The following is a 26,558-nucleotide window of genomic DNA, read 5'->3' on the forward strand; positions in this document are numbered from 1 at the left end:
AGGAAAAACGACATTTATTAAACATTTTATTTGTTAATGCCTTGTTATTAGCTATGTAAAAGCATACAATATAGACACCAATGTTTTTTACAAATCTTAACAAGGCAGGTCATAAAAGTGACAGACAAGACACTACTATCGCAAATTTCTGAAGATTATTACCTCAATAAGCTATCTTTTGGGGAAATTTCTGAAAAATACCACCTCAGTCGTTACCTCATTAATAAATATTTAAATGAAGCTTTAAAAACTGGAGTGGTCAAGATTGAAATCACTGCCACTGCAAACCGCAATGCTCAGTTGGAACAAATTTTCAAAGAGCATTATCCCGATGTGAACTGCTACATTATTCAAGATGATACGACAGCAACGGCGACAGCTGAATTACTATCAAATTATGCGGCTACCATCGTCGTTAAGCACCTTGCCCATGACGACCACGTTGTTGGGATGACTTGGGGTGACACCATGTACAGCTTGATTGAAGGCATTGATAGCAATCCCCTTGATCAAATCAAGTTTACCCAATTCGTTGGTGAAAACATGAAGTACAACTCAACGGCAGGTTCCGTTCGTATCGTCGAACGAGCTGCTAAGAAGATGGGTGGCGAATTCTTGACGCTGCCATCCCCACTTTATGTGCTTAACAATGATGTTCGCGAAGGAATGTACCAGGAAGCATCCTTGAAGAACACTTTGTCCCAAGCCCGTGACATGGATACCATTCTAACTGGAATCGGAACCTTGGCATCTTTGGAATCCGTTCCCGTTTGGAACAACCAATTAACCAGCCTCTTCCCTGGCGTTGAACTAAACGAAGTTGCCGGCATGATTTACGGCCGTCCCTTCGACATCAAAGGTCGCGTCTTGAACTCAACTAGCGACAAAGTACTTGGACTTTCAATGGCTGAAATTCTCGCTGTGCCTAAGCGAATCGCCGTTGTCCGTTCAAAGGAAAAGTCAGCAGCTGTACTCGGCGCCCTTCGTGGTAAGTTAGCCACGGATATCGTCTTCTCTGAAGCTTTGGCTTACCAAGTCCTCAATCTTGAAAAGTAATCAAAAAAAGAGCAGGTCTTAAAGACCTGCTCTTTTTGTATGCCTTAATTCAAATCATTTCCAATAATCTGACTAGCTAATTCAGTATTGTGTGAATAATCGACTGGAACGTCAATCACTGAAACACCCTTATGGGCAAAGGCTTGGTCGAAGACCTCGCCAAGTTGGTCACTGCTTTCCACACGGAAACCAGCAGCCCCACAACTATCAGCAAATTTAACAACGTCAATTGGGCCAAATTGAACACCAGCGGACTGGTTGTTGTACTTCAATTCTTCTTGGAACTCAACCATGTTGTACTTGCTGTTATCGTTCCAAACAATGACCGTGATGTCCAAGTTCAAACGCACGGCCGTTTCCAATTCAGCAGCTGAGAAGAAGAAGCCACCATCACCAACAACAGCAACTGACTTGTGTTCTGGACGAACCAAGGCGGCTGCCATTGCCCATGGCAAACCGACGCCCAGCGTCTGCATACCGTTTGAAATCAAAAGGTGGCGAGGCTTGTACGAACGGAAGTGACGGGCCATCCAAATGTAGTGCGATCCGATATCCAAAGAAACGGTCATATCGTCGTCGACATGCTTTTGCGTTTCTTCCACAATCGAAAGTGGGTGGCTGAGGCAGTCATCGTTTGGTGTGAAGCTCGGTTCGTCGGCTGCCTTCAACTTTTCACGGTAGTCGGCCAAAATAGCCTGACTTTCTTCCTTCAAGCTTGAACCTGACAAATGGGCCTCCAAACGGTTCAATGAGGCAGCCAATTCCCCAATCAACTGCTTCTTAGGGACAAAGTTGTTATCGAACTGGGCCTTGGTCGTATCCAAATCAATGATGTTCAAATCAGCCTTAGGGTTCCAGAAACGTGGTTCATATTCGATTGGGTCGTAACCAACAGTAATTACGAGGTCGCTATCCTGCAAAATTTGGTCCCCAATTTGGTTATGGAACAAGCCAATCCGTCCAAAGAAAGATTGGTCTTCCAATTCTCGTGAAACCACGCCAGCACCCTGGAAAGTTTCCACAACAGGCAAAGGCAAAACCTTCAACAAACTGTGCAAGGCTTCGACCGTCTTAGAATCGGAAGCACGCATTCCCACCAACAAAACTGGCAACTTAGCTGCCTTAATCTGATCAGCCAAATCAACCAAATCACTTTCGATAGCTGGCCCCATTTGCGCACGGTCAACTTGAGGCAAAGCGGGAATTTCAACCTGGGCTTCGTCAATGTCTTGCGGCAAGGAAACAAAGGCAGCCCCTGCCTTAGGACCATAGGCTTGCGCGAAGGCATTGTTTAGAATTTCTGAGATGGTGTTAGGATCTTCGATTTCGACACTGTAGCGCGTCACAGGCTTCATCAATTCCTTTGATGGAATACTTTGGTGGGTCAAACGGTACAAGTCCTTACGGGGCACTTGGCCACCAATGGCAACGACTGCATCCCCTTCTGCTGAGGCCGTCATCAAACCGGTAGCAAGATTCCCGACACCAGGGCCTGAGGTGGTAATCACAACGCCCGCGTTACCAGTCAAACGAGCAATTCCTTGCGCCATGAAGGCGGCATTCTGCTCATGACGGGTCACGATTAGCTGTGGTACTTTTTGCCCATTTTCCGGGTGTTCCAAGGTTTCAAACAACTGATCGACCTTTGCACCGGGAATTCCAAAGACGAACTTAACCCCATGACGATTCAGGGTATCAACGATGATTTCTGATCCTTTTTTTGCCATTATAGCTCCTAACACTTTGTGAAATTTTATCTGCTCAATCATTCTATGCCTGTTATAAAGGCAAAATCAAATATATAAATTCACAATCTAGACCAATCTTTCGCCAAAGCTCCCCATTTTTATGAAATATTTTAAAGGAAGGGGCGAATCAAGACGTAAATTAAAAAAATCAGAATAAAATATCCTGATTTTAAATTTAAAAATATTTTCATGACCAGAGAAAATCGTCGATTTTAGCAGCAACTTTGTTGTTTTCGTGTAGTCGGCTGTGCTGTCCTTGCTTCCCCTCAATCAGATCTTCCTGATAAGATTTCACTTGGCCCTTCAATAGGTAGGCCAGCGCCCGGGCAGAAGTGACGGTGACAGTGCCATCGGAATTGCTACCATCGTTCAGGTTGCCATAGATGTTATCAACTCGGGTATTTTTCATGGCAAAATCCTGGCGGTGATCCAACAGATACTGATAGTAGTAATGAATAATAGCAGGCCGGCCGTCTGCAGCAATGCTGTTTTGATTGGCAGGATCATCTTGGGAGCGGATTCCGTCAAAATGGCCCGCTAAGGCCACATAGTGGTCGACCTGGGGCAAGGACTTATCCTGGCCATAGTTAGCCTGATAGTACATAAAGGAGAGGTTCCCCATCGAGTGGGCCACGATATTCATATGCTTGATGTCATACTCTTTTTGTAATTTAAGCACGACAGCCTTTAGCCAGGCAGCAGGATCATTAAAATCCGAATTACGATTGTCCTCAAAAAGCACTTGGATTAGCGGACGCTTGGTTCCCTTTTTCCAGTTCCCTTTTAGTTCGACCGTTCCCGCCTTGTCCACCTTGGCTTGCAGTACTTGTTTAGCGCCAGCATGCTGCTGGGCATAAGCAATTAGGCTCTTCGTTGACCCCTTGCCCCCACCGTAACCATGCAAATAAAGTGTGGGCGTTTGATAGTCTTCAACTTTCTCCGACTTGCTGGACTTACTTTGCCCCATACCAAGCCAGATTACTAACCCTGCCAGGACTAGTAAAATCAAGGAAGCCGCCGTGATACCTATTTTCTTGTTCATGAACACCCTCCTTAACCCCACCATTATACGGGATTTTAAGCGCAAAAAAAGCACCTCCTTACGAGGTGCTTTCCTTTTTTACTCAGATGAAGCTTTCTTATAGGTTGAAACATCGGAAACGGGACCGGGTGTCTTTTCACCCGTTACGTTTTCAATTTGGAAGCGTGGACGTTGCTTAACTTCGGTAAAGATTTTACCAATGTAAATGCCGACCACGCCAATGGCCATCAAGTTAATGCCGCCGAGCAACCAGATGGAAACCATCAAAGATGACCAACCGGCTTGAGCGTGACCCAGCATCTTAGCAATCAAAGTGTAAATGATTTCAACTCCAGCAATTCCAACAATCAAGACCCCTAAGTCAAAGAGGAAGCGAATTGGTTTTACCGAGAAGGAAGTGATGCCATCAACGGCGAAGGTCAACATTTTCTTGAGGGGATACTTGGTGCTTCCGGCCTGACGAGTACCACGCTCGTAGGTTACTTCCGCAGAAGGATAGCCTAGAAGAGGCACCATAGCGCGTAGGAAGACGTTTCGTTCAGGCATCTTCATGAGGGCCTTAACAGAAGTTCGTGACATCAAACGGAAGTCCGCGTGGTTAGGAACCAAGTCAACGCCTAGCCAGCCTGCAATCTTATAGAAGGCCAAGGCCGTATTTCGCTTAAACCAGGTATCCGTCTTACGACTAGAACGAACCGCGTAAACGATTTCGTAACCCTGGTTATACTTGTTGACCATTTGTTCAATGATTTCAGGGTTATCCTGCAAGTCTGCATCCAGCGTGATCATGGCATCCGCCATCTTGCTAGCTTCCGACATACCGGCCAAAAGAGCTGGCTGGTGGCCAAAGTTACGAGAGAGCTTAACTCCAATAATCTGGTCAGCTTCTGACTCGTATTCATTAATTAAGGCCCAAGTCCGGTCTTTTGAACCGTCATCGACAATCATAATGAAACTATCGGGCTGGATACTACCTTTTTTAATCATTTCAGAGCGAATAATTTTGAGCTTCGTCAAAGTCGTCTTTAAGACTTCTTCTTCGTTATATGCTGGCAAAATTAAACCTAAGCGCGGAACTTTCTGTCGAACTATCATCTAAAACCCTCCTAAAACTATTTTACCGTACCAGACAAATCATAAAGGGTTGTGCTTTGCTGACCGGGACCACCTTGTTGACTCGTCGTCGACGTCGTGGTGCTCTTCTTACCATTGTAGTTAACTTGCTTACCGTACTTTTGTACCCAAGTTGAAATCTTACCGATTTGACCCGTCGAGCTCTTACCCATGCCCATACCACCGGCAATGAAGTAACGAACTTGGCCAGTCTTAACCAGGTGCTTGAATTGTGCCAAAGTCATGGTTGGGTCGGTTCCGTTGAAGCCACCCAAGGCCATGATTGAGCGACCAGACTTGATAATGTATGAATCCGCTGGATTTGTGTTCGTTGCAGCTGCCATGTACTTGGCATTTCCTTGGTGCTTTTCCAAGTAGTTCAAAAGATCAGTATCGACCTTACTACTCATCATGCCACCACCGTTGCCTTTACCGCTTTGGAGCAGTGAAGGACCGGCGAAAGGAATTTGTGCAGAATTGTGTGCCAAAGTAGGTGTTAGTGCCCACCAACCCGCCAAAACTGCCACGACAAGCGCTGACAAAATTGAACGAAGCTTGGTGAACTTTTGGTTTGGCAACCACCACCATGCTGAAAGTAGCACGGCGATGACAACCAAAGCGATACCAAGTGCTGGGTAGTAATCCCAGGCGTAGTAGGCCTGCAAGGCAGTCGTTGAAACCAAGCCCAATGAAATCAGAGCCTTACCAACAACGCTACCCATTGAGTCCTTTTGACCGAGCAAACGCTTAACTGCAACCACACCAATGGCTGTCAATGCTGCGATGGCTGGGGCCAACATAATCGTGTAGTAAGGGTGGAAGAAACCGGCTACGGAGAAGAAACCGTAGATTGGTACTAACCAACCAGCCCAAAGCAATACTTCGCTTTGTTCATCTGAAACTTGATACCACTTGTTGCCACGCTTGCGGAAGACAAAGTAACCAGCAAACATACCAATAATTGAAAGTGGCAAGAACCAACCGATTTGAGAACCAAGATCGTCTTGGAAGAGACGGAATGGTCCAGCGTTACCGATGGCAAATGCACCACCGGCACCGCCCATGCCGCCCTTACCCTTCTTACCGTTCATCATGCCGCCTGGGCGTCCACCCATTTGACCTTCGCCCATTTGGCCAGGGCCACCGGCACGACCATTGGCTTGTCCGGGACCACCTGCAGGCATTTGGCCCTTGTTAGCAGTCGCGTTCTTACCATTTTGAGTAGGTGGTGTTGGTTGACCATTTTGACCAGACTTTGAAGTCTTAGAAGACTTGTTCTTATTACCCATTCCTGGGAAGGCACCACCGGTTCCAGTCGATTGGCCAAGCAAACGCTCGGCACCGTTATATCCGAAAGCCAATTCCATCAAAGAGTTCGTTTGAGAAGAACCGATGTAAGGACGTTGACTTGCAGGGACAGCATCAACTGCCATTGGCAAAGCCAAAGTGAAGACGGCTAAGGAAGCCATTCCAGCTGTTAACCATGCCAAACGCTTCTTCCAGTTGACCTTTGTTGCCAACCAGTAGAAAACCAACATACCAGGCAAGATCATAAAGGCCTGCAACATCTTAATGTTGAAGCTGACCCCAATCAAACCGAAGCTGACCATAACCAGCCAGATATTCTTCTTGTAAACAGCTCGAGTCAAAACGTAAACGGCTAAGAGCAAGAAGAAAACCAAGATGGCATCCATGTTGTTGGTACGTTCGTTAGCAACAACAGTTGGCGTAATGGTGAAAACCAAGGCAGCGATGCGACCAGTCCAGGCGCCAAACTTAGGTGTCAGAATCTTGTACATCAAGAAGGTCGAACCGATACCTGCAAGAACTGAAGGTAGAACGACTGACCAGCCGTGTACGCCAAAGATTTTTGCAGAGATGGCCATAAACCAAAGGGCTACCGGTGGCTTATCCACGGTGATGAAGCCTGCGGGATCAAAAGCCCCGTATATAAAGTTATGCCAGCTTTTCGTCATTGACGTAATCGCGGCGGTGTAATAACCGTTGGCACTACCTGCATCCCAGATTCCCCAGCCAAATAAGAATGCGCTGAGAACCAGGATGGCAATTAGATACCAATCGACTTTGCGTCGTTTATCCATTTTCATATTGCCTCCATGAATTGATGACTTTATATTATGCCTGCGTAATTAAAACTGAATTAAGTCAACATAAAATGAAAATAAAATTTCAAGAATCAAATAAATCCTCGGATAAACCGTATAACTCTATGATACGAAAAGCTTGATACCCTGTCTCACAGATTATTGCTCTTCTATTATAAAATAAAAAAGCAGACTTGCGTCCACTTTCATGATTTGATTCACAAAGAAAAGCAAAATAAAAAGCACCCGAACGGTGCTTTTTAAAAGATTACTTTACGGCATCCTTCAAGGCCTTACCAGGCTTGAATGCAGGTACCTTAGATGCAGGAATTTGGATTTCTTCCTTAGTCTGTGGGTTGCGACCCTTACGAGCTGCACGTTCACGAACTTCGAAGTTACCAAAGCCGATCAATTGAACCTTTTCACCCTTTGAAAGGTTTTCCTTGATTGATGACAATACAGCGTCAACTGCCTTGTCAGCATCCTTCTTGGTCAAACCAGTCTTCATTGCAACTGAATCGATTAATTCTTGCTTATTTGCCATTCCTTTTCTCCTATAAAAAAAGTCATTGTAGATTTTTTGTTGTTAAAAATATCGCACATTTCAACAACGGAAAGCCGTCGTAACGCTATCCATAAGACTATGTTAGCACACTCATCTGTGAATGTGTACACCTTTAGGCCAATAAAACCGCCTTTTTTAGCAATTTTTCAACGTTAGCCAACAAATGTTTATTTTCGTGGACGGATGATTAATTTCAGAGGTGTTCCAGTGAAATCAAAGGCTTCTCGAATCTTGTTTTCCAAGAAGCGTTGGTAAGAAAAGTGCATCAATTCCACATCATTAACGAAAATAACGAAGGTTGGTGGCTGGACGGCGACTTGTGTGGCGTAGTAGACACGCAAACGACGACCATTATCCGTTGGGGTTGGATTAATGGCAATCGCGTCCATCAAAACATCATTCAAGCTTGATGAAGCAACCCGCTTCCGGTGATTATCATCAACATCACGAATCAAATCCGGCAAGCGGTCCAAGCGCTGCCCGGTTTTGGCCGAGACAAAGACGATTGGTGCATAATCCAAAAACTTAAATTCTTGACGAATCTTTTCCTCAAACTTGGTCATAGTGTGGTTATCCTTTTTCAAGGTATCCCACTTATTAACCACAATCACCATAGCCTTACCGGCATCATGAGCATAGCCAGCGACGTGCTTATCCTGGTCACGAATACCCGTTTCGGCATCCAAGACCATCAAAATCACGTTCGATTCATCAATAGCCTTCATGGCACGCATGACGGCATACTTTTCGGTATTTTCGTAGACTTTACCACGCTTACGAATACCAGCGGTGTCGACCATGACAAATTCGTCACCATCATTGGTAACGAAGCGCGTATCAACGGCATCACGAGTGGTTCCCTCAATATTGGAAACAATCATGCGATCTTCGCCAAGAATAGCATTAACCATTGAGGACTTTCCCACATTAGGACGACCAATAATGGAAAAGCGAATCGCATCATCTTCTTGCTCAGCCGCTTCATCAGGGAAATGAGCAACTAAGGCATCCAAAACGTCCCCTAGCCCGATTCCGTGTGAACCTGAGACTGGGAAAGGTTCCCCTAAGCCAAGCGCATAGAAATCAAATACTTCCGAGCGCATTTCAGGGTTATCGACCTTGTTAACGGCTAGGACAACGGGTTTGTTGGTCTTATAGAGCATTTTTGCGACGACTTCGTCTTCTCGAGTAAGCCCTTCGCGCCCCGAAACCACCATCAAGATAACATCGGCTTCATCCAAAGCCAATTCCACCTGACCACGAATTTCGGTCAAAAAGGGCTCGTCACTCATTTCAATTCCACCGGTATCAATTAGGCGGAATTCATAATTTAACCATTCAGCATGCGCGTAGAGACGATCACGGGTAACGCCCGGTTGATCTTCTACAATGGCCATTCGTTCGCCAACGATTCGATTAAACAGCGTTGACTTTCCAACATTAGGGCGGCCTACGACGGCTACGATTGGTGCTGGCATATCGTTCCCTCCTTTATCAATAAAAAAAGACTGACAAAGCAGTCTTTTTGAAAGCAAATCTTACAACTTGTCACCGAAGATGTCGCCCAAAGTAGCGCCACCATCTTCGTCTTGCTGGTAAGCAGCAATATCACCGCGTGATGCACCAACATGGTTCTGGTGATCATCGCGTTCCTTGGCAGGCTTTTCTTCCAAGGCCTTCATTGACAATGAAATACGTTCTTCAGCTGGCTTAACATCCAACACTTGAACCTTAACCTTGTCACCAGACTTCAAAACGTCGGCTGGGTTTTCAACACGCTTGTGTGAAATCTGTGAAACGTGAACCAATCCTTCGATTCCAGGGAAGATTTCCACGAAAGCACCGAAGTCCTTAACACGCTTAACAGTTCCTTCAAGAACAGTACCAGCGGGAGCCTTTTCGGCAACTTCATCCCATGGGCCAGGTTGAGTAGCCTTGATTGACAATGAAATGCGGCCACGGTCACGGTCCAAGGCCAAAATCTTAACCTTAACAGTTTCACCCTTTGACAAAACGTCAGCTGGGTTCTTGACACGGTCGTGTGAGATTTCAGAAACGTGAACCAAACCGTCCACGCCACCAAGATCAACAAAGGCACCAAAGTCAGTCAAACGAGCAACCTTACCTTCAACGACTTCGCCAACTTCAAGGCGGTCAAAGGCTTCAGCCAACTTTTCGGCACGTTCTTGAGCAGCAACGGCCTTACGTGACAAGATCAAACGAGCCTTGGCAGGATCGATTTCGATAACTTCAGCCTTAATGTCTTGACCCTTGAATTGGTTCAAGTCAGAAACAAAGCGCTCTGCAACCATTGATGCTGGCACGAAACCACGAATACCGTTAACGTCAACAATCAAACCACCACGTACGGCGTTCAATACCTTGGCATCAACGATGTCACCTTCAGCAAAGCTAAGCTTTTCCCAAGCCTTGCGTGCTTCCAAGCGCTTCTTTGAAAGGAGGTATGCAACCCCTTCCTTGTCGCTCGTTACATTTGAAATAACTACAGTTTCAATTGTGTCACCGACCTTTAAGTCGTCGGCCAGATTAACATTCCGATCGTCAGAGTACTCACGCGCTGGCACAACTCCTTCTTCACCGGTATGCAAACCAATTACGGCTTGATTGTCATTATCAATGGCTAGTACTTCACCAGTGACAACGTCACCTACCTTGATTTGATCAGCACTTTCGAGAGCTGCTAATAGCTCGTTGTTTGTATCACTCATGACGTCAAACGTCCTCCTACATTTACACTTATAAGGATATTCTAACAAAATCAGTCAAGTTTGCATAGGGTAAAAAGAAAAAACCACCCAATTACTTTTGGTGGTTTTCGATGATTTGGGCAATCTCCGCCACAACCGTTTCAATTCCCTTACCCGTTGTATCAACAACAATGGCATCTTCTGCCTGAGTAAGTGGTGAAATCGCGCGGTGAGAGTCCTTGTAATCACGTTCTTCAATTTCTTTTTTGAGTGTATCTAAGTCAGGGTTCATTCCCTTGGCCTGATTTTCTTTGAAACGCCGTTGTGCACGTTCGGCCACACTGGCAATCAAGTAAATCTTGACCTGTGCTTGGGGCAAGACCGTCGTTCCAATATCACGGCCATCCATGATGACGTTATCTTCTTGTGCAATCTGCCGTTGCAAGGCAACCAGATACTCACGAACAGGACCGTATGCAGCGACCTGTGAAACGTTATTCGTCACTTCGTTGGAACGAATCGCATTGGTAACTTCTTCCCCATTCAAGAAAACCTTTTGTACCGGTTCTCCCGGCTTGAAAGAAATCTTGATTTTAGGTAGAAGTGCCGTAATAGCGTCGCCATCGTCGTAAGCAATGTTGGCTTCTTTGACCGCCAAAGTGACGGCGCGGTACATGGCACCGGTGTCGACATAAACGTAGTGGAATTGCTTGGCCAAAATTTTAGCAATCGTTGATTTACCAGCAGAGGCAGGTCCATCAATGGCAACTTGAAAGTTCTTATCTTGAGTCATTTGAAACCTTACTTAATCCGCAAAGCAGTTCCAGCGTAGTTTGAGTAGTTTTCAGCAGTCAAACCAGGGTTCAAGGCCATGATTTGTTGCGTGGTACTTCCATGAGAAACAGCAAAGTTGTAAAGGGTCTGTCCTGAAGCAAGAACTGCAGTGTTACCGTTCGTGCTATCGTTATTGGTCTTATTTGAGTTGTCGCTTCCAGTTGAACTGTTGTCGTTGTTCTTGTTGTTGCCACCCTGACCGTCTTCCATACCGCTCATAGCACTTGAACTTGACTTCTCAGAAACCTTGCTTGAAGACTTTTCTGACTTCTTTGATTCAGATTTCTTTGACTCAGTCTTCTTAGATTCTGATTTCTTAGTTGAGCTGCTTGACTTACTTGATGAAGACTTTTCGCTCTTGCTGTTTGACTGGTCATCTGAACTTTGACTCGTATTTGGCGTTCCGTTGGTAATCACACCATAAACCGGAGCGCTTGATAAAATAATCATGGAAACCATAACCAAAAAGACAATCAAACGCGCATGCCCACTAGTATGGTTACGCTCAACAGTGGCAGCGGCGGCCTGCTGAGGATTTGCGGCAGCCTTTTGCGTGGCGTGCTGCTTATTACGTTGTGAACGGCTCATACCTTGTTGTGGATCTTCCTGCATGAAAATACCCTCCGAATAATTCTTAAATTCAGTCTACCACAGCGACTTTGACGCAAATGATAACCTTTTCTTAAGATTAAAAGATTTGTTTAAAAGGTTTAAGCAAAAGCACGACAAAGTAGGATACCAAGGACCACAGTAGCCCCTCAACCAGGTTAAAGGGTAAGACCATGCCCCATAGATAGGCTTTCAAGCCGATAAACTTCTTAATGTCAAAATTGGCAAAATCGGCATACAGTGGAACAGCAACAAAATAATTCACTAGCAGGGCAACGACGGTCATTGCTGCGGTTGCACTAAGTGCAGGAAGAACAGCACGCAACCAGCCCCCTTTTTCCGTTTTAAAAGCCGCCAAAATTAAAATAAAAATTAAGGAAACCGCCAAATTAACCGGCAAGCCCAAATAAGTGTTTACCCCTTCGTTGAAGAGAATGATTTTAAGCAAGGTTCGCAAAGCTAAAACCCAAACCGCTCCCGAAAGGCCAAGCCAGGCCAAAGCCAAAACGGCCGGCACGATTGAAAAATCTATCTTCAAGAAATTGGCGCCCGGGATAAACGAAAACTGTGGAAAAATCATGAGGGCAAACGAAATTGCCCCCAGCACACTAACGACGGTAAACTTTCGAACTTGTTGATTTGACATACTGTCCTCCTCAAAACATTAAAAAAGCTATTAATCGTCTTCAGGGGAAACGAAAAATAGCTTTAAAAAGGCTAACTTCTTTATACCCGACTTTACGGTCGGCTCCGGATTCGAACCGGATCAGCTGCCTTAGCAGGTCGCGGGCTTATCGCAAATGCGCTTCACCGCCGGTAAGGAATTGCACCTAACCCTGAAGTTTTGAATGTTATTATTTTAGCACAAAAAAGCCGCCCTTAGGCGACTTGATTTTAACCTTGATTGTTCTTAAGACGTGGGTCGGCAGGCTTGAATTCAGGCACACCACCCATTGCTTCTGGATGTTCTTGGTAAGCAAACTTTTGACCATCCTTGGCAGTTTGTCCTTCAAAGGCCTTTGAGCCATCGCCATCAGAAAAGCTCATCACAGTGTGAGCAAATTCGCTGTGTTCGATGTCGCCCATGTCACCTGGGACAATCTTACCGTACTTTTCTTCGAGTTCTTCTTGCGCCTTCATGAACTGCAATTGGTGTTGCGTTTCACGGGCCATCAAGAACTTCAACATGTCACGGACACCTTCGTCTTCCGTCATGTAGTAAAGGCGGCTAACTTGCAAACGAGCTTGTGATTCACGCACAACGTTAAAGCGCATGTCGGCAACCAAGTTACCTGAACCAGTTACGTAACCGGCGTTCCAAGCTGCTCCGTTGGGGTTGTTCAAGCTAGGTCCCAAGCCATGAACCAAAGCATGTTCGGGATCCATTGCGGCCATGGTTGCCTGCTTCTTAGGGTCTTGTTGGTCTTCACCAGAAAATGGTGCATCTTCCAAAAGGTATTGGATCATCGTTGAAATCATTTCAACGTGACCGATTTCTTCAGTACCAGTGTCAAGGAGCAAGTCCTTGTACTTTTCGTCACCGCTGGCTGCCCATCCTTGAGAAAGATATGACATCATTCCAGTCGTTTCACCCCATTGGCCGCCCAAGGCTTCTTGGAAACGGCGAGCCATCATGGCATCAGGATGGTTAGGCTTAGCGTGGTACTGCAACTTACGGGTATGGGTAAACATAGTTCGCTCCTTTTTTTCATCTCGAGGGGTGGTTAAAATGGATAAATGTCAATTATACCAATTATGCATAAAAACAAATAAATCCATTTTACTTCAACATTCCTATTTATCTAAATGCCGTTACATAAGCTTTAAATAAATATTGTTTATGATGATAGCATGTATTTTACAGTCTGACAAGTAAAATATAAAAATTAGACCAATTAATTATAAATTTATCAAACGATAAATCTAGACCAAAAAAAGAAGCACGCCCGCAGCGTGCTTCTTTTTATTTACGACGACGATTACGGTAGTCGCCTGCTTTAAGCTTTTTAATTTCCTCATGGGTTAATTTACGATGTTCACCAGGTTGCAAGCCCATCAAGTCCAAGAAAGCATAGCGCTCACGCTTCAATTTCTGGACAGGCAAGCCAACTTTAGCCAACATGTTCTTAACCTGATGGTTACGGCCTTCATGGATAGTGATTCGCACCATGCTGACTCCCTTATTCTTGTCCACCCATTCAATAGCCACCTGCGCCGGTGCCGTCTTACGACCATCCAACTTAATTCCACGAGTCAGGGGTTCTAACTGTTCTGCCGAAACAATCCCCTTAACTTTGGCAAGGTAGACCTTATCAACACGACCAGAAGGATGCATGAGCTGGTTAGCCAAGTCCCCATCATTAGTTAAAATCAAGGCACCAGTCGTATCATAGTCCAAACGGCCGACTGGGTAGACACGTTCTGGCACATCCGCCATCAATTCAACCACCGTTGGACGTTCCTTATCATCGTGGTTGGTTGTCACCGTTCCACGTGGCTTATTTAGCAGGTAATAGACGAGCTTTTCGCGGCCTTCAATGGGGACCCCGTTGACGGCAACCTGATCCTTAGGCCCCACCTTAGTGCCTAAGGTACGAACTATTTCGCCGTTCACCTGAACACGGCCGTTGACAATCAAGTCTTCTGCAGCACGACGAGAGGCAATCCCCGCTTGGGCAATGACCTTTTGCAAACGTTCCTTTTGATCTTCACTCATTCATCTTCCTCCGTCTTAACTGCTTCTTCATCACGATTACCAAACAAATCGGCTTCCGCCAATTCTTCCTGGTCCAAGTCAGCCTGTTCAATATCAGGCAGTTCCGGTAATTCTTCCAGGTCTTTCAAACCAAAGTAATCTAGGAAATCTGCCGTAGTGCCGTACAAAATTGGCCGCCCCACTTCGTCCAAACGGCCCACTGCTTCAATCAGATGGTGCAAAAGCAACTTTTGGATGGTTCCTGCCGAACGAACACCTCGAATTTGGTCGATGGCCACTCGAGTAATCGGCTGTTGATAGGCAATGATGACCAAAGTCTCCAATTGTGGCTGGGTCAGATGGTCACTCACGGGCAAGTCAAAGAAACGCCTTAGTAGCGGACCAAAGTCCGGTTTGGTAACTAAGCTATAGCGCCGCTTGTCCTGTCGCACCATCAAGGCACTATCGCTATTTTGGTATTGCTGCGTTAACTCTTCCAATAAGGGCGGCAGTGCCGCCTGGTCAAATCCTGTGATTTGGGCAATTTCAGCAAGGGTCAACCCCTCGTCCCCCGCTACAAAGAGCAAGGCTTCAATTTGGCTTGTATTACTCATCTTTCACCATTTTAACTAAAATACTTTGTTGACGGTCGGCCTGCCAGAGCTGTAAATCACCCGACTTCGCCAATTCCAAGAGGCCCAAGAAGCCCATCACGAGTTGATCACGACTATGTAGACCATCCAGGAGCTGATCAAAAGTAATCGATTCACCCTTTTGCAAGTGCTCTAATCGACCACGCAAATAGTGAATTCCGTCATTAATCGTGTAGTTTTCCGCTTGAATCTGCTTAGCTTGCGGGGCCAAATCGCGCCGGCGAGCTAAAACATTTTCAAAGGCGAGTTGCAGGTCAACCAAGGATAAACCGGGACTGAGCTGGTAGTTTTTACTGCGCTCGTCTGCTGGCACTTGGGGTGGCCGTACAAAGGACTGCTGCCCCTTTTCCTGCTGGGCTTCAAAAAACTGGCTGGCCATTTGATAACGTTGGTAGTTAATCAAACGTTCAATCAATTCTTCCTTTGGGTCGACATAGTCGTCTTCCGCCTCTTCAGAGTCTTCTTCCTTGGGCAAGAGATCGACCGACTTCAAGTAAATTAAAGTGGCCGCCATGACGAGGTATTCGGAGGCAATGTCGAGCTCAATGGTTTGCTGCTGCCGGATAAAGCCCAAATACTGTTTGGTAATTTCGGCAATCGGCAGATCAAAAATGTTCATTTCGTTCTTTTTGATCAGATGCAATAAGAGGTCTAGGGGTCCTTCAAAATCCGTAATTTTAATTGTTAGGCCTGGCGCTTCGATGCTTTAGCCCTCCATTGTGAAATTAGTTTTTGAGTGTCTAGGCCACCCATCAAAAAGACTTGTGGTGCCATTTCTTGATAGTCCGAAAGCATCTGGTAGTAGTGCTTACGGGTCCGAGCACCGGGCGTCAAAATAATATGCCGAACCAAAACCAAGTTTGGATTAATCACTTGGACACCCAAAACACCCTGGATTTGGCTCTGCGGCGTTTCCTGCCAAACATAAAGGTGCCGGTCATCGCCTTGGTAGAGATCTAATTCAGTTTTTAAGTGTGAAATTTCTTTTAAACCGGGTAAGAGGGACAAAATGCCCATTACCGTCTTTTCGTCATCTTGACGAGCAACAATTAACATACTGCCTCCTAGGCACGTGGGTGGTACTGATCGTAAACCTGGCTCAGGCGCTTCTTGGAAATGTGGGTATATATCTGAGTCGTTGAAATATCGGCATGCCCCAGCAATTCCTGGACAATCCTCAAGTCAGCCCCATTTTCCAAAATATGAGTAGCAAAGGAATGCCGCAGAGTATGGGGCGAAACGTCCTTGGTAATTCCGGCTTCCAAAACCAACTTCTTAATGATTTTCCAAACACCCTGACGGCTGAGCTGATTACCATGGTCGTTCAAGAAAGCGTAATCGCTTTTTTTATCTTTTAGCAAAGCAACTCGACCAGTGGCCAGGTACTTTTCAAACCACGCAACGGCGACATCCCCAATCGGGATAATCCGCTCCTTGTCACCCTTACCAATGGTTTGAATTAAGCCCAAATCCAAGTGTAAATCGCTTAGTTTAAGATTAACCAATTCTGAAACGCGCAAACCTGTGGCATACATCACTTCCAGTAAGGTGCGATTGCGCAAGCCCAAGGGCGTGTCAGCAGTTGGCACCGCCAATAAGCGGTCAATCTCTTCAATGCTAAGTACGGCCGGTAAATGATTGGCCTTTTTAGGTGGTTTCACATTAGCCATCGGGTCATGTTCCACCAGATTTTCCTGCTTTAAGTAAGCAAAGAATTTACGCAAAGAGGTCACCATTCGGATGATGGAGGCGTTGGACTTCCCCTTTTGATCGAGTAAGTTCAACCAGTCCAAAATCACCAGGTAATCAACCTCGGTCAAAGTAAGTTTCTTCGAGGCAAGATAAGCAGCAAACTGCTCCAAGTCCTGCCGGTAAGACTTAATCGTATTAACCGATAATCCCCGTTCAATCTGAATAAAGTGCAGGTAGTCGCTTAAAGCGTCCTCAATCATCGGACTGAGCCCCTACCAAATGAATGCCTGCTTCATCTTGTGTAATCAAACGTTCCTTGTAAAGACGGCCCAAGGCCCGCTTAAACTGCCCCTTACTAAAACCAAACTGCTTTTTAATGGCAGCGGGGTCACTCTTATCGTTGAAGGGTAGGAAGTGATCAGAACGACGTTGCAATTGCGTTAGCAGGAACTTGGCATCCTCATCCATGACTTGATAGGCCAAAGGCTTCAAGGATAGGTTCAACACGCCATGTTCAGACACACCAATAACCCGGGCTTCCAAGACTTCACCCAGGCGGGGTTCCTCATAGCGTTCACTGGGATGAATGAAACCAAGTTCGTAATTTTCGGTAATGACGAGCGTTCCGACCAACTTATTTCGGTAGACCGTGGCCTGAATCTTTTGACCCTTTTTGACGTCACGAGGACGACGAGCAACGGCCTGGAAAATATCCTGCTGGGCGAGCTGGCCCCACAAACGCCCCTTGTTGTCTTCCTTTAGCGCAAGCATCAAGAGGTCGTCCTTTTTTGGCCAGAGTGAACTAATGGTTGGCAAGTCATCGAGTGAAACCACGACATCCTTATTGGGCAAACCAATCGAGACAAAGACACCCAAATCATGGCGACTAGCCACAACTCGGCCCCAAGCGTACTGATCCTTTTGCACGAGTGGTTCCGTCTTAGTAATCTGAAGTTGGTGCTGTTCGTTTTGGTAGGCGAAGCCCGTTACAAAACCGTTCATCTTCAACGGCTTTTTCAATTCAGACTTGGCAATTTCATAGGTAAAACCATCAACTTGCGCGAAAAAGAAAGCATCGTTCTCGTCGGTAACTTTTGCCTTTAAAACTGTCCCTAAAACTGGTGTCATCATCAATCCTCAATCCTACCCTTTCGGGTATTAAACTCACTTAGCGGCTAGCATAGCCTTTACTTCGTTGGCAACGGTCTTACCGTCGGCCTTACCCTTAACTTGGCCAGAAACAACGCCCATAACCTTACCCATGTCGGAAGGTGCGCTAGCGCCAGTTTGTTCGATGGCCTTTTGGATAATGGTCTTAATTTCGTCAGCAGACAATTGCTTGGGCATGTATTCGGCCAAGATATCCAACTGCTTTTGCACTTGGTCAACCAAGTCTTGGCGGTTAGCGGCCTTAAATTCTGCCAAGGAATCCTTTTGCTGCTTAACTTCACGCGAAACAACCGTCAACTCTTCATCAGGAGTCAAGTCGTGGTTCAACTCGATTTCTTCATTCATTACGGCTGACTTCAAACCACGAACAAGGGTCAAACGGTCCTTATCCTTAGCCTTCATGGCCGCCTTCATATCTTCTTGCAACTGTTCTTTTAATGACATTTTTATACCTCGAAGCTTTTTATTTTAGTTTATCACGTTCTCTAATAAAAAAACGCCACCGAAGTGACGTTCAACCAAATTAACGGTTCTTTTTCTTCTTGTTGCGCTTACGAGCAGCTTCAGACTTCAACTTACGTTCAACTGAAGGCTTGATGTAAAATTCGCGCTTGCGGTATTCTTGGAGAGTACCGTCCTTTGAAACACCACGCTTAAAGCGGCGCAATGCATCATCCAAAGATTCATTCTTACGAACAACAACCTTTGCCATGTCGATTCCCTCCTTTCTCGCACTTTATTTCGTAAAACGATATGCAATAACTTGATTATTATCTCAAATATTACAGTGGGCGTCAAGTTTGTTTTGCTTGAAATTAAAATTTCCGAAATAGGGCCTGAACATCCTTGAAGAGGTCGATTTTTGATAGGCTTAACAAAATAAAGTAAGCAATCACGGAGCCAATAATAGTAGCACCAACAAAACGGGGCGTAAAGAGTAGCCAATTGAGTTGATTATGCTGTCCCGTTACCCAAGCCATAACAGGCACCGAAAGCAAGGAACCGATAATACCAGTTCCGATAAATTCACCAAACATGGCACTCGGCCATTTTGGCAGCAAGCGGTAGCACAGCCCCGCACAAAAGGCACCGAAAATAGCGCCCGTTAAGGCCAAGGGTGGCACGCCATAAATCATCATTCGCATGATGCCGGTAATAGTAGCCATAACCACGGCCCAAAATGGCCCCAACAAAACTGCAGCGATGATGTTCATGACACTGGACATGGGCGCCATCCCCTCCACGCGCATAATCGGTGACAGCACGATGTCCAAGGCAATCATAACCGTGACAATCATCAGTTTTTTCAATGTTTGATTCTTTTGCATTTCTCTCTCCTTAAAATAAAAAGCTATTCTTCCCGAGCTCAGTTTGAGTTCAAAGAAAAATAGCTTTGTTAATCACTAATTATCTCCCTACGCAACTACTAAGTTAACAGGTTCAATGAGTATTTCTCAGCCAATAAAGGCACCCCAGATAAAATTATTTAATTGTTTAAAGGTCCGGCTCGTAGAAACGACCACCGGTGTGTTCAACCTTCCATGCTGAATAAAAGGCTTTTGGATCGGCTTCCTTAATCGCTTCGCGCAATTCCGGTAATTCGTACTGCGTCACCACGGTTAACAAAACAGACCGATCTTTTCCCGTATAGCCTCCGCGAGCACTATCAATGACCGTCACCCCACGCCGCATCTTGCATTGAATGGCATCCACCATCCGCTGCGGCTCCGTGGTAACAATCATCTCTTGTATTTGCTGCTGTGGCGTGTAGAAAAAGTCAATCATGTGGGAAGAAACGAAGACCCCAATGATCGAGTACAGCGCGTACTTCCAACCATAAGTGAAACCAGCCCCCAGCATAATCACCGTATTAAAGGCTAGGTTAACTGATCCCACCTTAAAGCCTAGATGACGCTTAAGGACCATCCCGATGATGTCCAAGCCACCGGTTCCAACACCGCAACGTAATGCCGTTCCAACCGCCATTCCATTCAAGGCACCACCAAAGATGGCGTTAATCAAAGGATCCGGCGTCAGGACTGTTTTCGTGGCAAAGACGGGCATGAAGACCGCCGATAGCAAAACCGCAAAGCTGGTAAAAATCGCAAAGCGGCGGGACAACTGCAGCCAAGCCAGAATCAAAAGTGGTAAATTCGTTAAGGCCAGCGCCCAGGCAATTGAAATATGACCGCCCGTTAAGACCGAAAGCAATTGTGAAAAACCAGTGAAGCCGGACGAATAAACGTGTCCGGGCAACCAAAAGTAATTCATAGCGACCGAAAGGACGATGCCGTAAAGCAGAGCGCCCCCAATTTGTCGTAGATAAAAATGTTGTAAATGATCTCGAAGAAATTTATGCATAATAATTTTTTTCGGTCTCGTTTCTAAACAGTTATTGGCTTTTATTCAGCGGATGAATCCGGTTCAACTTCCAAACCAAGCTCGCTCAATTGTTGTGCAGAAACACGGGTAGGTGCTTCCGTCATCGGTTCAGTTGCACGAGAGTTCTTAGGGAAGGCAATCACTTCACGAATGTTGTCTTGTCCTGCCAAAAGCATGGCCAAACGATCCAAACCAAGCGCAATTCCACCCATTGGAGGGAAACCGTATTCCATTCCTTCCAACAAGAAACCAAAGGCTTCTTGGGCCTTTTCAGGCGTAAAGCCAAGGGCACGCAACATCTTTTCTTGGATGTCCATGCGGTGAATACGGATTGATCCTGAACCCAATTCGTAACCATTCAAAACCAAGTCATAAGACTGAGCATGCGCCTTGTGCGGATCTTCGCCTTCATCAAGGTAATGCAAGTCTTCTTCGTTTGGCATGGTAAATGGATGGTGAGCGGCGATCCAACGACCAAAGTCTTCTGAATATTCAAACAATGGCCAGTCCACAATCCAAGCAAAACGCCATGGACGTTCTTGGTCAATCAAGTCCAAATCCTTAGCCGTTTGACGACGCAAGGCATCCAAACTAGCCGTCACAACGTCGAAGCGGTCAGCGGCAAAGAGGAGCAAGTCCCCTTCCTTAGCACCAGCAGCATCGATGATGGCTTGCTTTTGGTCATCTTCGAAGAACTTTGCGATAGGACCAGTCAAACCTTCATCAGTGAACTTCATCCAGGCCAAGCCCTTGGCCCCGAAGCGTTCGATATATTGACCCAACTTATCAATGTCCTTACGAGAATAGTGATCTGCTCCACCCGGCACGGCCAAGGCACGAACGTAGCCACCGGCTTCGATTGCCTTTGAGAAGACACCGAAACTGCTATCCTTCAAGACAGCTGACAAATCATGGATTTCGTAAGGAATGCGCAAGTCGGGCTTGTCGGTTCCAAAACGGTCCATTGAATCTTGCCAAGTCAATGTGTCAATTTTATCAATATCCAAATCAAAATCAACAACATCTTTCATAATTTGCTTAACCCAGAGTGAAACCAGGTGACGAATTTCGTCGGCGTTCATGAATGAAGTTTCCAAGTCAAGCTGGGTAAATTCAGGTTGACGGTCACCACGCAAGTCTTCATCACGGAAACAGCGGGCAATTTGGAAGTAACGGTCAAAGCCCGCTCCCATCAACAACTGCTTAAAGAGCTGTGGTGATTGTGGCAAAGCATAGAAGTGACCAGGGAAAACACGGGAAGGTACGAGGTAATCACGGGCCCCTTCAGGTGTTGACTTGGCCAAGTATGGCGTCTCGATGTTAATGAAATCGTGGGCATCCATAAAGTGCATGGCCGAAGCCATAATCTTTGAACGCACGCGCAAGTTCTTTTGCATTTCTGGGCGACGTAAGTCCAAGTAACGGTACTTCAACTTCAATTCTTCGTTGGCGTTGACCCCATCTTCGATGTAGAAGGGCGGTGTCTTTGAGCCAGCCAAAATTTTGGCAGAAGTTACGTCGATTTCAACCTTACCAGAACGAATCTTATCGTTGATTTGACCATCCTTACGAGCGACGACCTTACCATGAATTTCCAAAACGTATTCGTTTCGGGCTTCTTGGGCAACCTTCAAGGCTTCTTCGTTATCCGCTGAAAAAGTCAACTGTACGATTCCTTCACGGTCACGCAAATCGATAAAGATCAATTCCCCGAATGAACGGCGCTTTTGAACCCAACCCGCAACGGTAACGTCTTGGTCCAAGTACTTTTCATCAATTAGTCCAGCATATGTTGTGCGCTTCATTATTTATCTCCCTTTTTAGTAACTCGTGCTAATTCCTCAGCCAGTTGATCAAGTTTGATTTCTTCTTGTTCACCGGATTCCATATTCTTCAGGCTCACGGTGTGATTGGCGATTTCGCTGTCACCCAAAGTCATGACGTAAGCAGCTTCCAAACGATTAGCCGTCTTAAACTGTGATTTGGCTGAACGGTCCAAGTAATCGCGATTGGCGCGATAACCCAATTGACGCAAATCCTGCACCAATTTCAAGGCTGGTGCATCACTGCCCTCACCCAAGTTAACGACGTAGAAGTCCAACTGAGGCTCCTTGGCTGCTTCGGCATTTTGGCTGGCTAGAAGTGCTAGCAAACGTTCAACACCGACGGCAAAGCCGATTCCAGGGGTGTCTGGTCCACCAAATTCTTCGACCAAGCCAGAGTAGCGACCACCACCAGCAATCGTTGCCGCACCGGAGAGGTTTTCATCAGTGGTCATGATTTCAAAAATGGTGTCATTGTAGTAATCCAAGCCTCGAACCATGTTGGAATCAATCGTGTAATTGATTTCCAGAAGGTCAAGCAACTCTTGAACGCGTTGCCAGTGGGCCTGAGAAGCTTCAGATAGGAAGTCCAAAATTGACGGTGCATCCGCAACAATTTCTTGATCCTTTTTATCCTTGGAATCCAAGACGCGGAGTGGATTTTGTTCCAAACGCGTTTGTGAGTCCTGTGACAAGTCATCAAAGTGAGGCTTCAAGTAGTCAATCAGGGCTTGGCGATAAGCTTGGCGCGATTCTTGATCACCCAAAGAATTGATGGCAACAGTCAAATTCTTCAAGCCCAAAGTCTTGAAGTAGTTCACGGCCATAGCAATGATTTCAACATCCAAGGCTGGTGACTTTGAACCAAAGGCTTCCACGCCAATTTGGTGGAATTGGCGGAAACGACCGGCTTGCGGACGTTCATAACGAAACATGGGGCCCATATAGAAGACCTTGTATGGCTTTTCGTGATCTGGACCGTAGAGCTTATTTTCGACGTAAGCACGGACCACACCAGCCGTTCCTTCAGGACGTAGAGCGACGTGGCGGTCACCCTTGTCATAAAAGTCATACATTTCCTTGGTGACGACGTCAGAAGTATCTCCCGCTGAGCGAGCAAACACTTCAAAATTTTCAAACATCGGCGTGCGGATTTCTCCGAAACCATAATTTGAAAATAGTTGACGGGCAACTGCTTCTACTTTTTGCCAAGCAACGCTTTGTTCAGGCAGAATGTCCGCCGTTCCTTTAGGTCGTTGAAAAGTCTTTTTTGCCATAACAATTTCTGCGTAAAAACGCATCCTCCATGATTAAATTACTGATAAAAAGGAAAAAGCACCCCAAACGACAATTGTCGTTAAGGGCGCTTCGCGCGGTACCACCTTAATTTCCGTGTTCGAAAACACGCTAGGATTGCTTATCGCGCAATGCACGGGTCCGATAGAACCGTTACCTCCCGGGTGTCATGATTAAGGCCTTGTCCCGCTCACAGCATCCGCGGAATTTCTGGCTGTCCATCCTTAATCGTTCCCTTTTCATCGGTATCAAATATGCCTCAATCATAACGATAAAAAAAGCGGGTGTCAAGGAGTTTTGGAGGTGCTTTTGGAAGCAAGGTAATCAGAAGCTTTTAGCCTCTCTTCACCGAATGCACCACAAAATTGTCAGGATCAGAAACATCAATGACCCACCTTTCGGTAAATAATACTGTCTTCGGTGTATCTTGTGATTTCAAAATCACGCCTGTTTTACTAGCAATCTGCTGACTATCACTTTTCACAAAGTAATCATGGGCAGAAGCGTCATATTCAACGGTTAATAAGTTATCCTTCATTGCAATTGGATATACATTACGAATTAAGACATCCGTAGTTCGTGCCTCAATCCCCTTATTCGCATAACCTTCTAAAAGCTTTTGATTTTTAGCAAAGAGCTTTTCCGTCATTTGGTCTCGGAGTTCGTCGATATTTCCCGTAGAACAGCACTTTTGAAAGTCAATAAAGAGCAATTTCAGATTTCGGCGGTAAACCACATTAAATTGCAGTGACTCTTCTAAATGTTTAATTCTTTTCTTTTTGAAGTATTGTCCTACGAAAAAAGTGGCGGGCCCAATCAGAATCAAAAGAAAGAAAAAAGGACTTAGGTGTCCACTTTCAGAACCACCTGAATATGCACCGCCACCCACAGAGCCACCTCCGCCACTCGATCCACCACCAAAACTAGCAAAGGCAACCTGTTGGCAAGAAAGATATAGCGCAGAAAGCGCTGCTAAGAATGTAATGCCGTATTTTTTCATTTTATTGAAATCTCTCCAACTTATTTAAAGATATCATAGCATGAAAAAAGAGAATAGGTTACACCTATCCTCTTTAATATCAAAGGAGCTAGCGGGATTTGAACCCGCACACCGCCATACGACGGCTCGACGGATTTCGAGTCCGCTGCAGTACCAGATTGTGCCATAGCTCCATGATAAAGGGCAGCGCAACGGCTACCCTTTTTTAAATCAAAATTACTTCTTGCGGCGCTTTGCAGCCTTTTCACGTTCACCAGTGTTCAAGATAGCCTTACGGATACGAACGTTTTCTGGCGTTACTTCAACGTATTCATCATCGTTCAAGAATTCCAAAGAAGCTTCCAAGTTCATTTCGCGAGGCGTCTTGATTGATGCAGTCTGGTCCTTGTTCGATGAACGAACGTTAGACTGTGGCTTCATCTTCGTAACGTTAACTGAGATATCGTTGTCACGAGCGTTCATACCCACGACCATACCTTCATAAACGTCAACACCGGCACCAACAAACATTTGTCCACGATCTTCAACACCCATGATGGCGTAGTTAGTCGTTTGTCCCTGGTTGATTGAAACCAAGGCACCGTTACGACGACCTGGTTCCCAATTCTTAACCATTGGACGGTATTCGGCATAAGTGTGGTTGTAAATACCATAACCGTGCGTTGCCGTCATGAATTCAGTTGAGTAACCAATCAAACCACGTGATGGTGCCATATAGATCAAACGAGTCTGGCCGTTACCAACTGACTCCATGTTCTGCATTTCACCCTTACGTTGGTTCAATGAATCGATAACAGCTGATGAATATTCGTCAGGCGTATCAATTTGAATTTCTTCGTAAGGTTCGCAAGTCTGACCGTCGATTTCACGGAAGATAACTTGTGGACGTGAAGCTTGCAATTCGAAGCCTTCACGACGCATCGTTTCAATCAAGATTGAAAGGTGCAATTCACCACGACCTGAAACAAGCCATGCACCCGCCTGGTCAGTATCTTCAACACGCAATGAAACATCGGTGTGCAATTCACGGTGCAAACGGTCATCAATTTGACGGGCCGTCACGAACTTACCTTCACGACCAGCAAAGGGGCTGTCGTTTTGACGGAAAGTCATTTGCAAAGTAGGTTCATCGATACGAAGCAATGGCAATGCTTCTGGATGTTCTGGATCAGCAATCGTTTCACCAACGTTGATGTCTTCCATACCAGAAACGGCAATTAAATCACCGGCCTTAGCTTCTTGAATATCAACTTGGTCCAAACCAATGAAACCAGCCAACTTCGTAACACGGAAGCTTTGCTTGCTGCCATCAATCTTAAGCACTTCAACGTTTTCACCAACCTTGATCGTTCCACGCTTAACGCGACCAATACCGATACGACCAACGAAGTCGTTATAATCCAACATGGCAACTTGGAACTGCAATGGTTCGTCAGAGTTGTCAACTGGGGCAGGGATCGTCTTAAAGACCGTGTCAAAAATTGGCTTCATCGTGTGTTCCTGAGTTTCAACGTCAGGATCGTATGATGAGGTACCGTTCATGGCTGAAGCAAAGATAACTGGGAAGTCCAAATCATCTTCATCAGCACCCAATTCGATGAACAAGTCCAAAACTTCATCAACAACTTCTTCAGGACGGGCACCGGGACGGTCAACCTTGTTGACAATCACGATTGGCGTCAAGTGTTGTTCGAAGGCCTTCTTCAAAACGAAACGAGTCTGTGGCATCGTACCTTCAAAGGCATCGACAACCAAGAGAACACCGTCAACCATTCCCATGATACGTTCAACTTCTCCACCGAAATCGGCGTGACCTGGGGTATCCAAAATGTTGATTTGCTTGTCGCCAACACGAACAGCAGTGTTCTTAGAAAGGATCGTGATTCCACGTTCCTTTTCGATGTCGTTGGTATCCATGGCACGGTCGCCCAAGGCGGCTTCCTTGCGGGCGTCCATAGTGTCTGACTGCTTCAACATTTCATTAACCAAAGTCGTCTTTCCGTGATCGACGTGGGCAATGATAGCGATGTTACGAATATCTTCGCGATACTTAACCAATTTTCTAGT

26 protein-coding genes, 1 tRNA gene and 2 riboswitches are annotated in these 26,558 nt (G+C 45.8%); of the genes, 1 reads left to right on the top strand and 26 read right to left on the bottom strand.

The window, feature by feature from the left end; genetic code table 11:
- Positions 1-117 precede the first annotated feature (117 nt).
- The gene (locus tag ABSY64_RS02820; protein WP_349641549.1) at positions 118-1,056 is read left to right on the top strand and encodes a sugar-binding transcriptional regulator; all 939 of its coding nucleotides are present in this window, start codon (positions 118-120) and stop codon (positions 1,054-1,056) included.
- A 44-nt stretch (positions 1,057-1,100) separates the two neighbouring features.
- Here ABSY64_RS02820 and alsS read toward each other — a convergent pair whose 3' ends face one another.
- The 26 genes from alsS to typA all read right to left on the bottom strand — a co-directional run bounded on the left by alsS (position 1,101) and on the right by typA (position 26,549).
- Positions 1,101-2,783 carry an acetolactate synthase AlsS gene (alsS, locus tag ABSY64_RS02825; RefSeq protein ID WP_349641550.1) on the bottom strand — a complete coding sequence of 561 codons (1,683 nt, stop codon included), beginning with the start codon at positions 2,781-2,783 and terminating at the stop codon, positions 1,101-1,103.
- Between the two features lie 208 nt (positions 2,784-2,991).
- A complete protein-coding gene (locus ABSY64_RS02830; RefSeq protein WP_349641551.1) occupies positions 2,992-3,846 on the bottom strand; it encodes an alpha/beta hydrolase in 855 nt (284 codons plus the stop codon).
- Between the two features lie 78 nt (positions 3,847-3,924).
- Entirely contained in the window at positions 3,925-4,941 is a 1,017-nt protein-coding gene (locus tag ABSY64_RS02835; RefSeq protein ID WP_349641552.1) for a glycosyltransferase family 2 protein, read from the bottom strand.
- A 17-nt stretch (positions 4,942-4,958) separates the two neighbouring features.
- A complete protein-coding gene (locus ABSY64_RS02840; RefSeq protein ID WP_349641553.1) occupies positions 4,959-7,067 on the bottom strand; it encodes an ArnT family glycosyltransferase in 2,109 nt (702 codons plus the stop codon).
- Positions 7,068-7,332: 265 nt separating this feature from the next.
- On the bottom strand, positions 7,333-7,608 hold the full coding sequence (locus ABSY64_RS02845; RefSeq protein ID WP_349641554.1) for an HU family DNA-binding protein: 276 nt from the start codon (positions 7,606-7,608) through the stop codon (positions 7,333-7,335).
- A 188-nt stretch (positions 7,609-7,796) separates the two neighbouring features.
- Positions 7,797-9,107, bottom strand: a complete 1,311-nt coding sequence (gene der, locus ABSY64_RS02850) for a ribosome biogenesis GTPase Der (RefSeq protein ID WP_349641555.1) — start codon at positions 9,105-9,107, stop codon at positions 7,797-7,799.
- A 60-nt stretch (positions 9,108-9,167) separates the two neighbouring features.
- A complete protein-coding gene (gene rpsA / locus ABSY64_RS02855) occupies positions 9,168-10,358 on the bottom strand; it encodes a 30S ribosomal protein S1 (RefSeq protein ID WP_349641556.1) in 1,191 nt (396 codons plus the stop codon).
- Positions 10,359-10,449: 91 nt separating this feature from the next.
- Positions 10,450-11,130 (bottom strand): (d)CMP kinase, encoded by a 681-nt coding sequence (gene cmk, locus ABSY64_RS02860; RefSeq protein ID WP_349641557.1) that lies wholly within the window; start codon positions 11,128-11,130, stop codon positions 10,450-10,452.
- Positions 11,131-11,138: 8 nt separating this feature from the next.
- On the bottom strand, positions 11,139-11,783 hold the full coding sequence (locus ABSY64_RS02865; RefSeq protein WP_349641558.1) for a LysM peptidoglycan-binding domain-containing protein: 645 nt from the start codon (positions 11,781-11,783) through the stop codon (positions 11,139-11,141).
- Between the two features lie 76 nt (positions 11,784-11,859).
- Complete coding sequence (locus ABSY64_RS02870) at positions 11,860-12,426, bottom strand: ECF transporter S component (protein WP_349641559.1); 567 nt, start codon at positions 12,424-12,426, stop codon at positions 11,860-11,862.
- Between the two features lie 69 nt (positions 12,427-12,495).
- A riboswitch (FMN riboswitch) is annotated at positions 12,496-12,628 on the bottom strand.
- Between the two features lie 46 nt (positions 12,629-12,674).
- Positions 12,675-13,472, bottom strand: a complete 798-nt coding sequence (locus tag ABSY64_RS02875; RefSeq protein WP_349641560.1) for a manganese catalase — start codon at positions 13,470-13,472, stop codon at positions 12,675-12,677.
- A gap of 271 nt (positions 13,473-13,743) precedes the next feature.
- Positions 13,744-14,496 (bottom strand): pseudouridine synthase, encoded by a 753-nt coding sequence (locus ABSY64_RS02880; RefSeq protein ID WP_349641561.1) that lies wholly within the window; start codon positions 14,494-14,496, stop codon positions 13,744-13,746.
- Positions 14,493-15,089 carry an SMC-Scp complex subunit ScpB gene (gene scpB, locus ABSY64_RS02885; protein ID WP_349641562.1) on the bottom strand — a complete coding sequence of 199 codons (597 nt, stop codon included), beginning with the start codon at positions 15,087-15,089 and terminating at the stop codon, positions 14,493-14,495. Before scpB ends, ABSY64_RS02880 begins: the two co-directional genes overlap by 4 nt.
- On the bottom strand, positions 15,082-15,771 hold the full coding sequence (locus ABSY64_RS02890; RefSeq protein WP_434063051.1) for a segregation and condensation protein A: 690 nt from the start codon (positions 15,769-15,771) through the stop codon (positions 15,082-15,084). The genes scpB and ABSY64_RS02890 overlap by 8 nt, the downstream gene beginning before the upstream one ends.
- Before the next feature lie 41 nt (positions 15,772-15,812).
- Entirely contained in the window at positions 15,813-16,184 is a 372-nt protein-coding gene (locus tag ABSY64_RS02895; RefSeq protein WP_349641564.1) for a riboflavin biosynthesis protein RibT, read from the bottom strand.
- Positions 16,185-16,192: 8 nt separating this feature from the next.
- Positions 16,193-17,080, bottom strand: a complete 888-nt coding sequence (gene xerD, locus ABSY64_RS02900; RefSeq protein WP_349641565.1) for a site-specific tyrosine recombinase XerD — start codon at positions 17,078-17,080, stop codon at positions 16,193-16,195.
- The gene (locus tag ABSY64_RS02905) at positions 17,073-17,951 is read right to left on the bottom strand and encodes a CvfB family protein (RefSeq protein ID WP_349641566.1); all 879 of its coding nucleotides are present in this window, start codon (positions 17,949-17,951) and stop codon (positions 17,073-17,075) included. The genes xerD and ABSY64_RS02905 overlap by 8 nt, the downstream gene beginning before the upstream one ends.
- 33 nt (positions 17,952-17,984) lie before the next feature.
- Positions 17,985-18,434, bottom strand: coding sequence for a GatB/YqeY domain-containing protein (locus tag ABSY64_RS02910; protein ID WP_349641567.1), 450 nt, complete (start codon positions 18,432-18,434; stop codon positions 17,985-17,987).
- A 79-nt stretch (positions 18,435-18,513) separates the two neighbouring features.
- Positions 18,514-18,702: a 30S ribosomal protein S21 gene (rpsU, locus tag ABSY64_RS02915; protein WP_349641568.1), complete on the bottom strand. Its 189-nt coding sequence runs from the start codon at positions 18,700-18,702 to the stop codon at positions 18,514-18,516.
- Between the two features lie 103 nt (positions 18,703-18,805).
- Positions 18,806-19,318 (bottom strand): energy coupling factor transporter S component ThiW, encoded by a 513-nt coding sequence (thiW, locus tag ABSY64_RS02920; protein ID WP_349641569.1) that lies wholly within the window; start codon positions 19,316-19,318, stop codon positions 18,806-18,808.
- A gap of 67 nt (positions 19,319-19,385) precedes the next feature.
- Positions 19,386-19,475, bottom strand: a riboswitch (TPP riboswitch).
- A gap of 9 nt (positions 19,476-19,484) precedes the next feature.
- A complete protein-coding gene (locus ABSY64_RS02925) occupies positions 19,485-20,351 on the bottom strand; it encodes a YitT family protein (protein ID WP_349641570.1) in 867 nt (288 codons plus the stop codon).
- A gap of 41 nt (positions 20,352-20,392) precedes the next feature.
- Positions 20,393-22,177, bottom strand: coding sequence for an aspartate--tRNA ligase (gene aspS, locus ABSY64_RS02930; protein ID WP_349641571.1), 1,785 nt, complete (start codon positions 22,175-22,177; stop codon positions 20,393-20,395).
- Positions 22,177-23,472, bottom strand: coding sequence for a histidine--tRNA ligase (hisS, locus tag ABSY64_RS02935; protein WP_349641572.1), 1,296 nt, complete (start codon positions 23,470-23,472; stop codon positions 22,177-22,179). The genes aspS and hisS overlap by 1 nt, the downstream gene beginning before the upstream one ends.
- A 353-nt stretch (positions 23,473-23,825) precedes the next feature.
- On the bottom strand, positions 23,826-24,491 hold the full coding sequence (locus tag ABSY64_RS02940) for a Tim44 domain-containing protein (RefSeq protein ID WP_349641573.1): 666 nt from the start codon (positions 24,489-24,491) through the stop codon (positions 23,826-23,828).
- An 83-nt stretch (positions 24,492-24,574) separates the two neighbouring features.
- Positions 24,575-24,664, bottom strand: a tRNA-Ser gene (locus ABSY64_RS02945).
- Between the two features lie 43 nt (positions 24,665-24,707).
- Positions 24,708-26,549 (bottom strand): translational GTPase TypA, encoded by a 1,842-nt coding sequence (gene typA, locus ABSY64_RS02950; RefSeq protein ID WP_349641574.1) that lies wholly within the window; start codon positions 26,547-26,549, stop codon positions 24,708-24,710.
- Positions 26,550-26,558: the final 9 nt, after the last annotated feature.

Origin of the sequence: Eupransor demetentiae (genome assembly GCF_963930865.1) — a bacterium.
Classification (GTDB): domain Bacteria; phylum Bacillota; class Bacilli; order Lactobacillales; family Lactobacillaceae; genus Eupransor; species Eupransor demetentiae.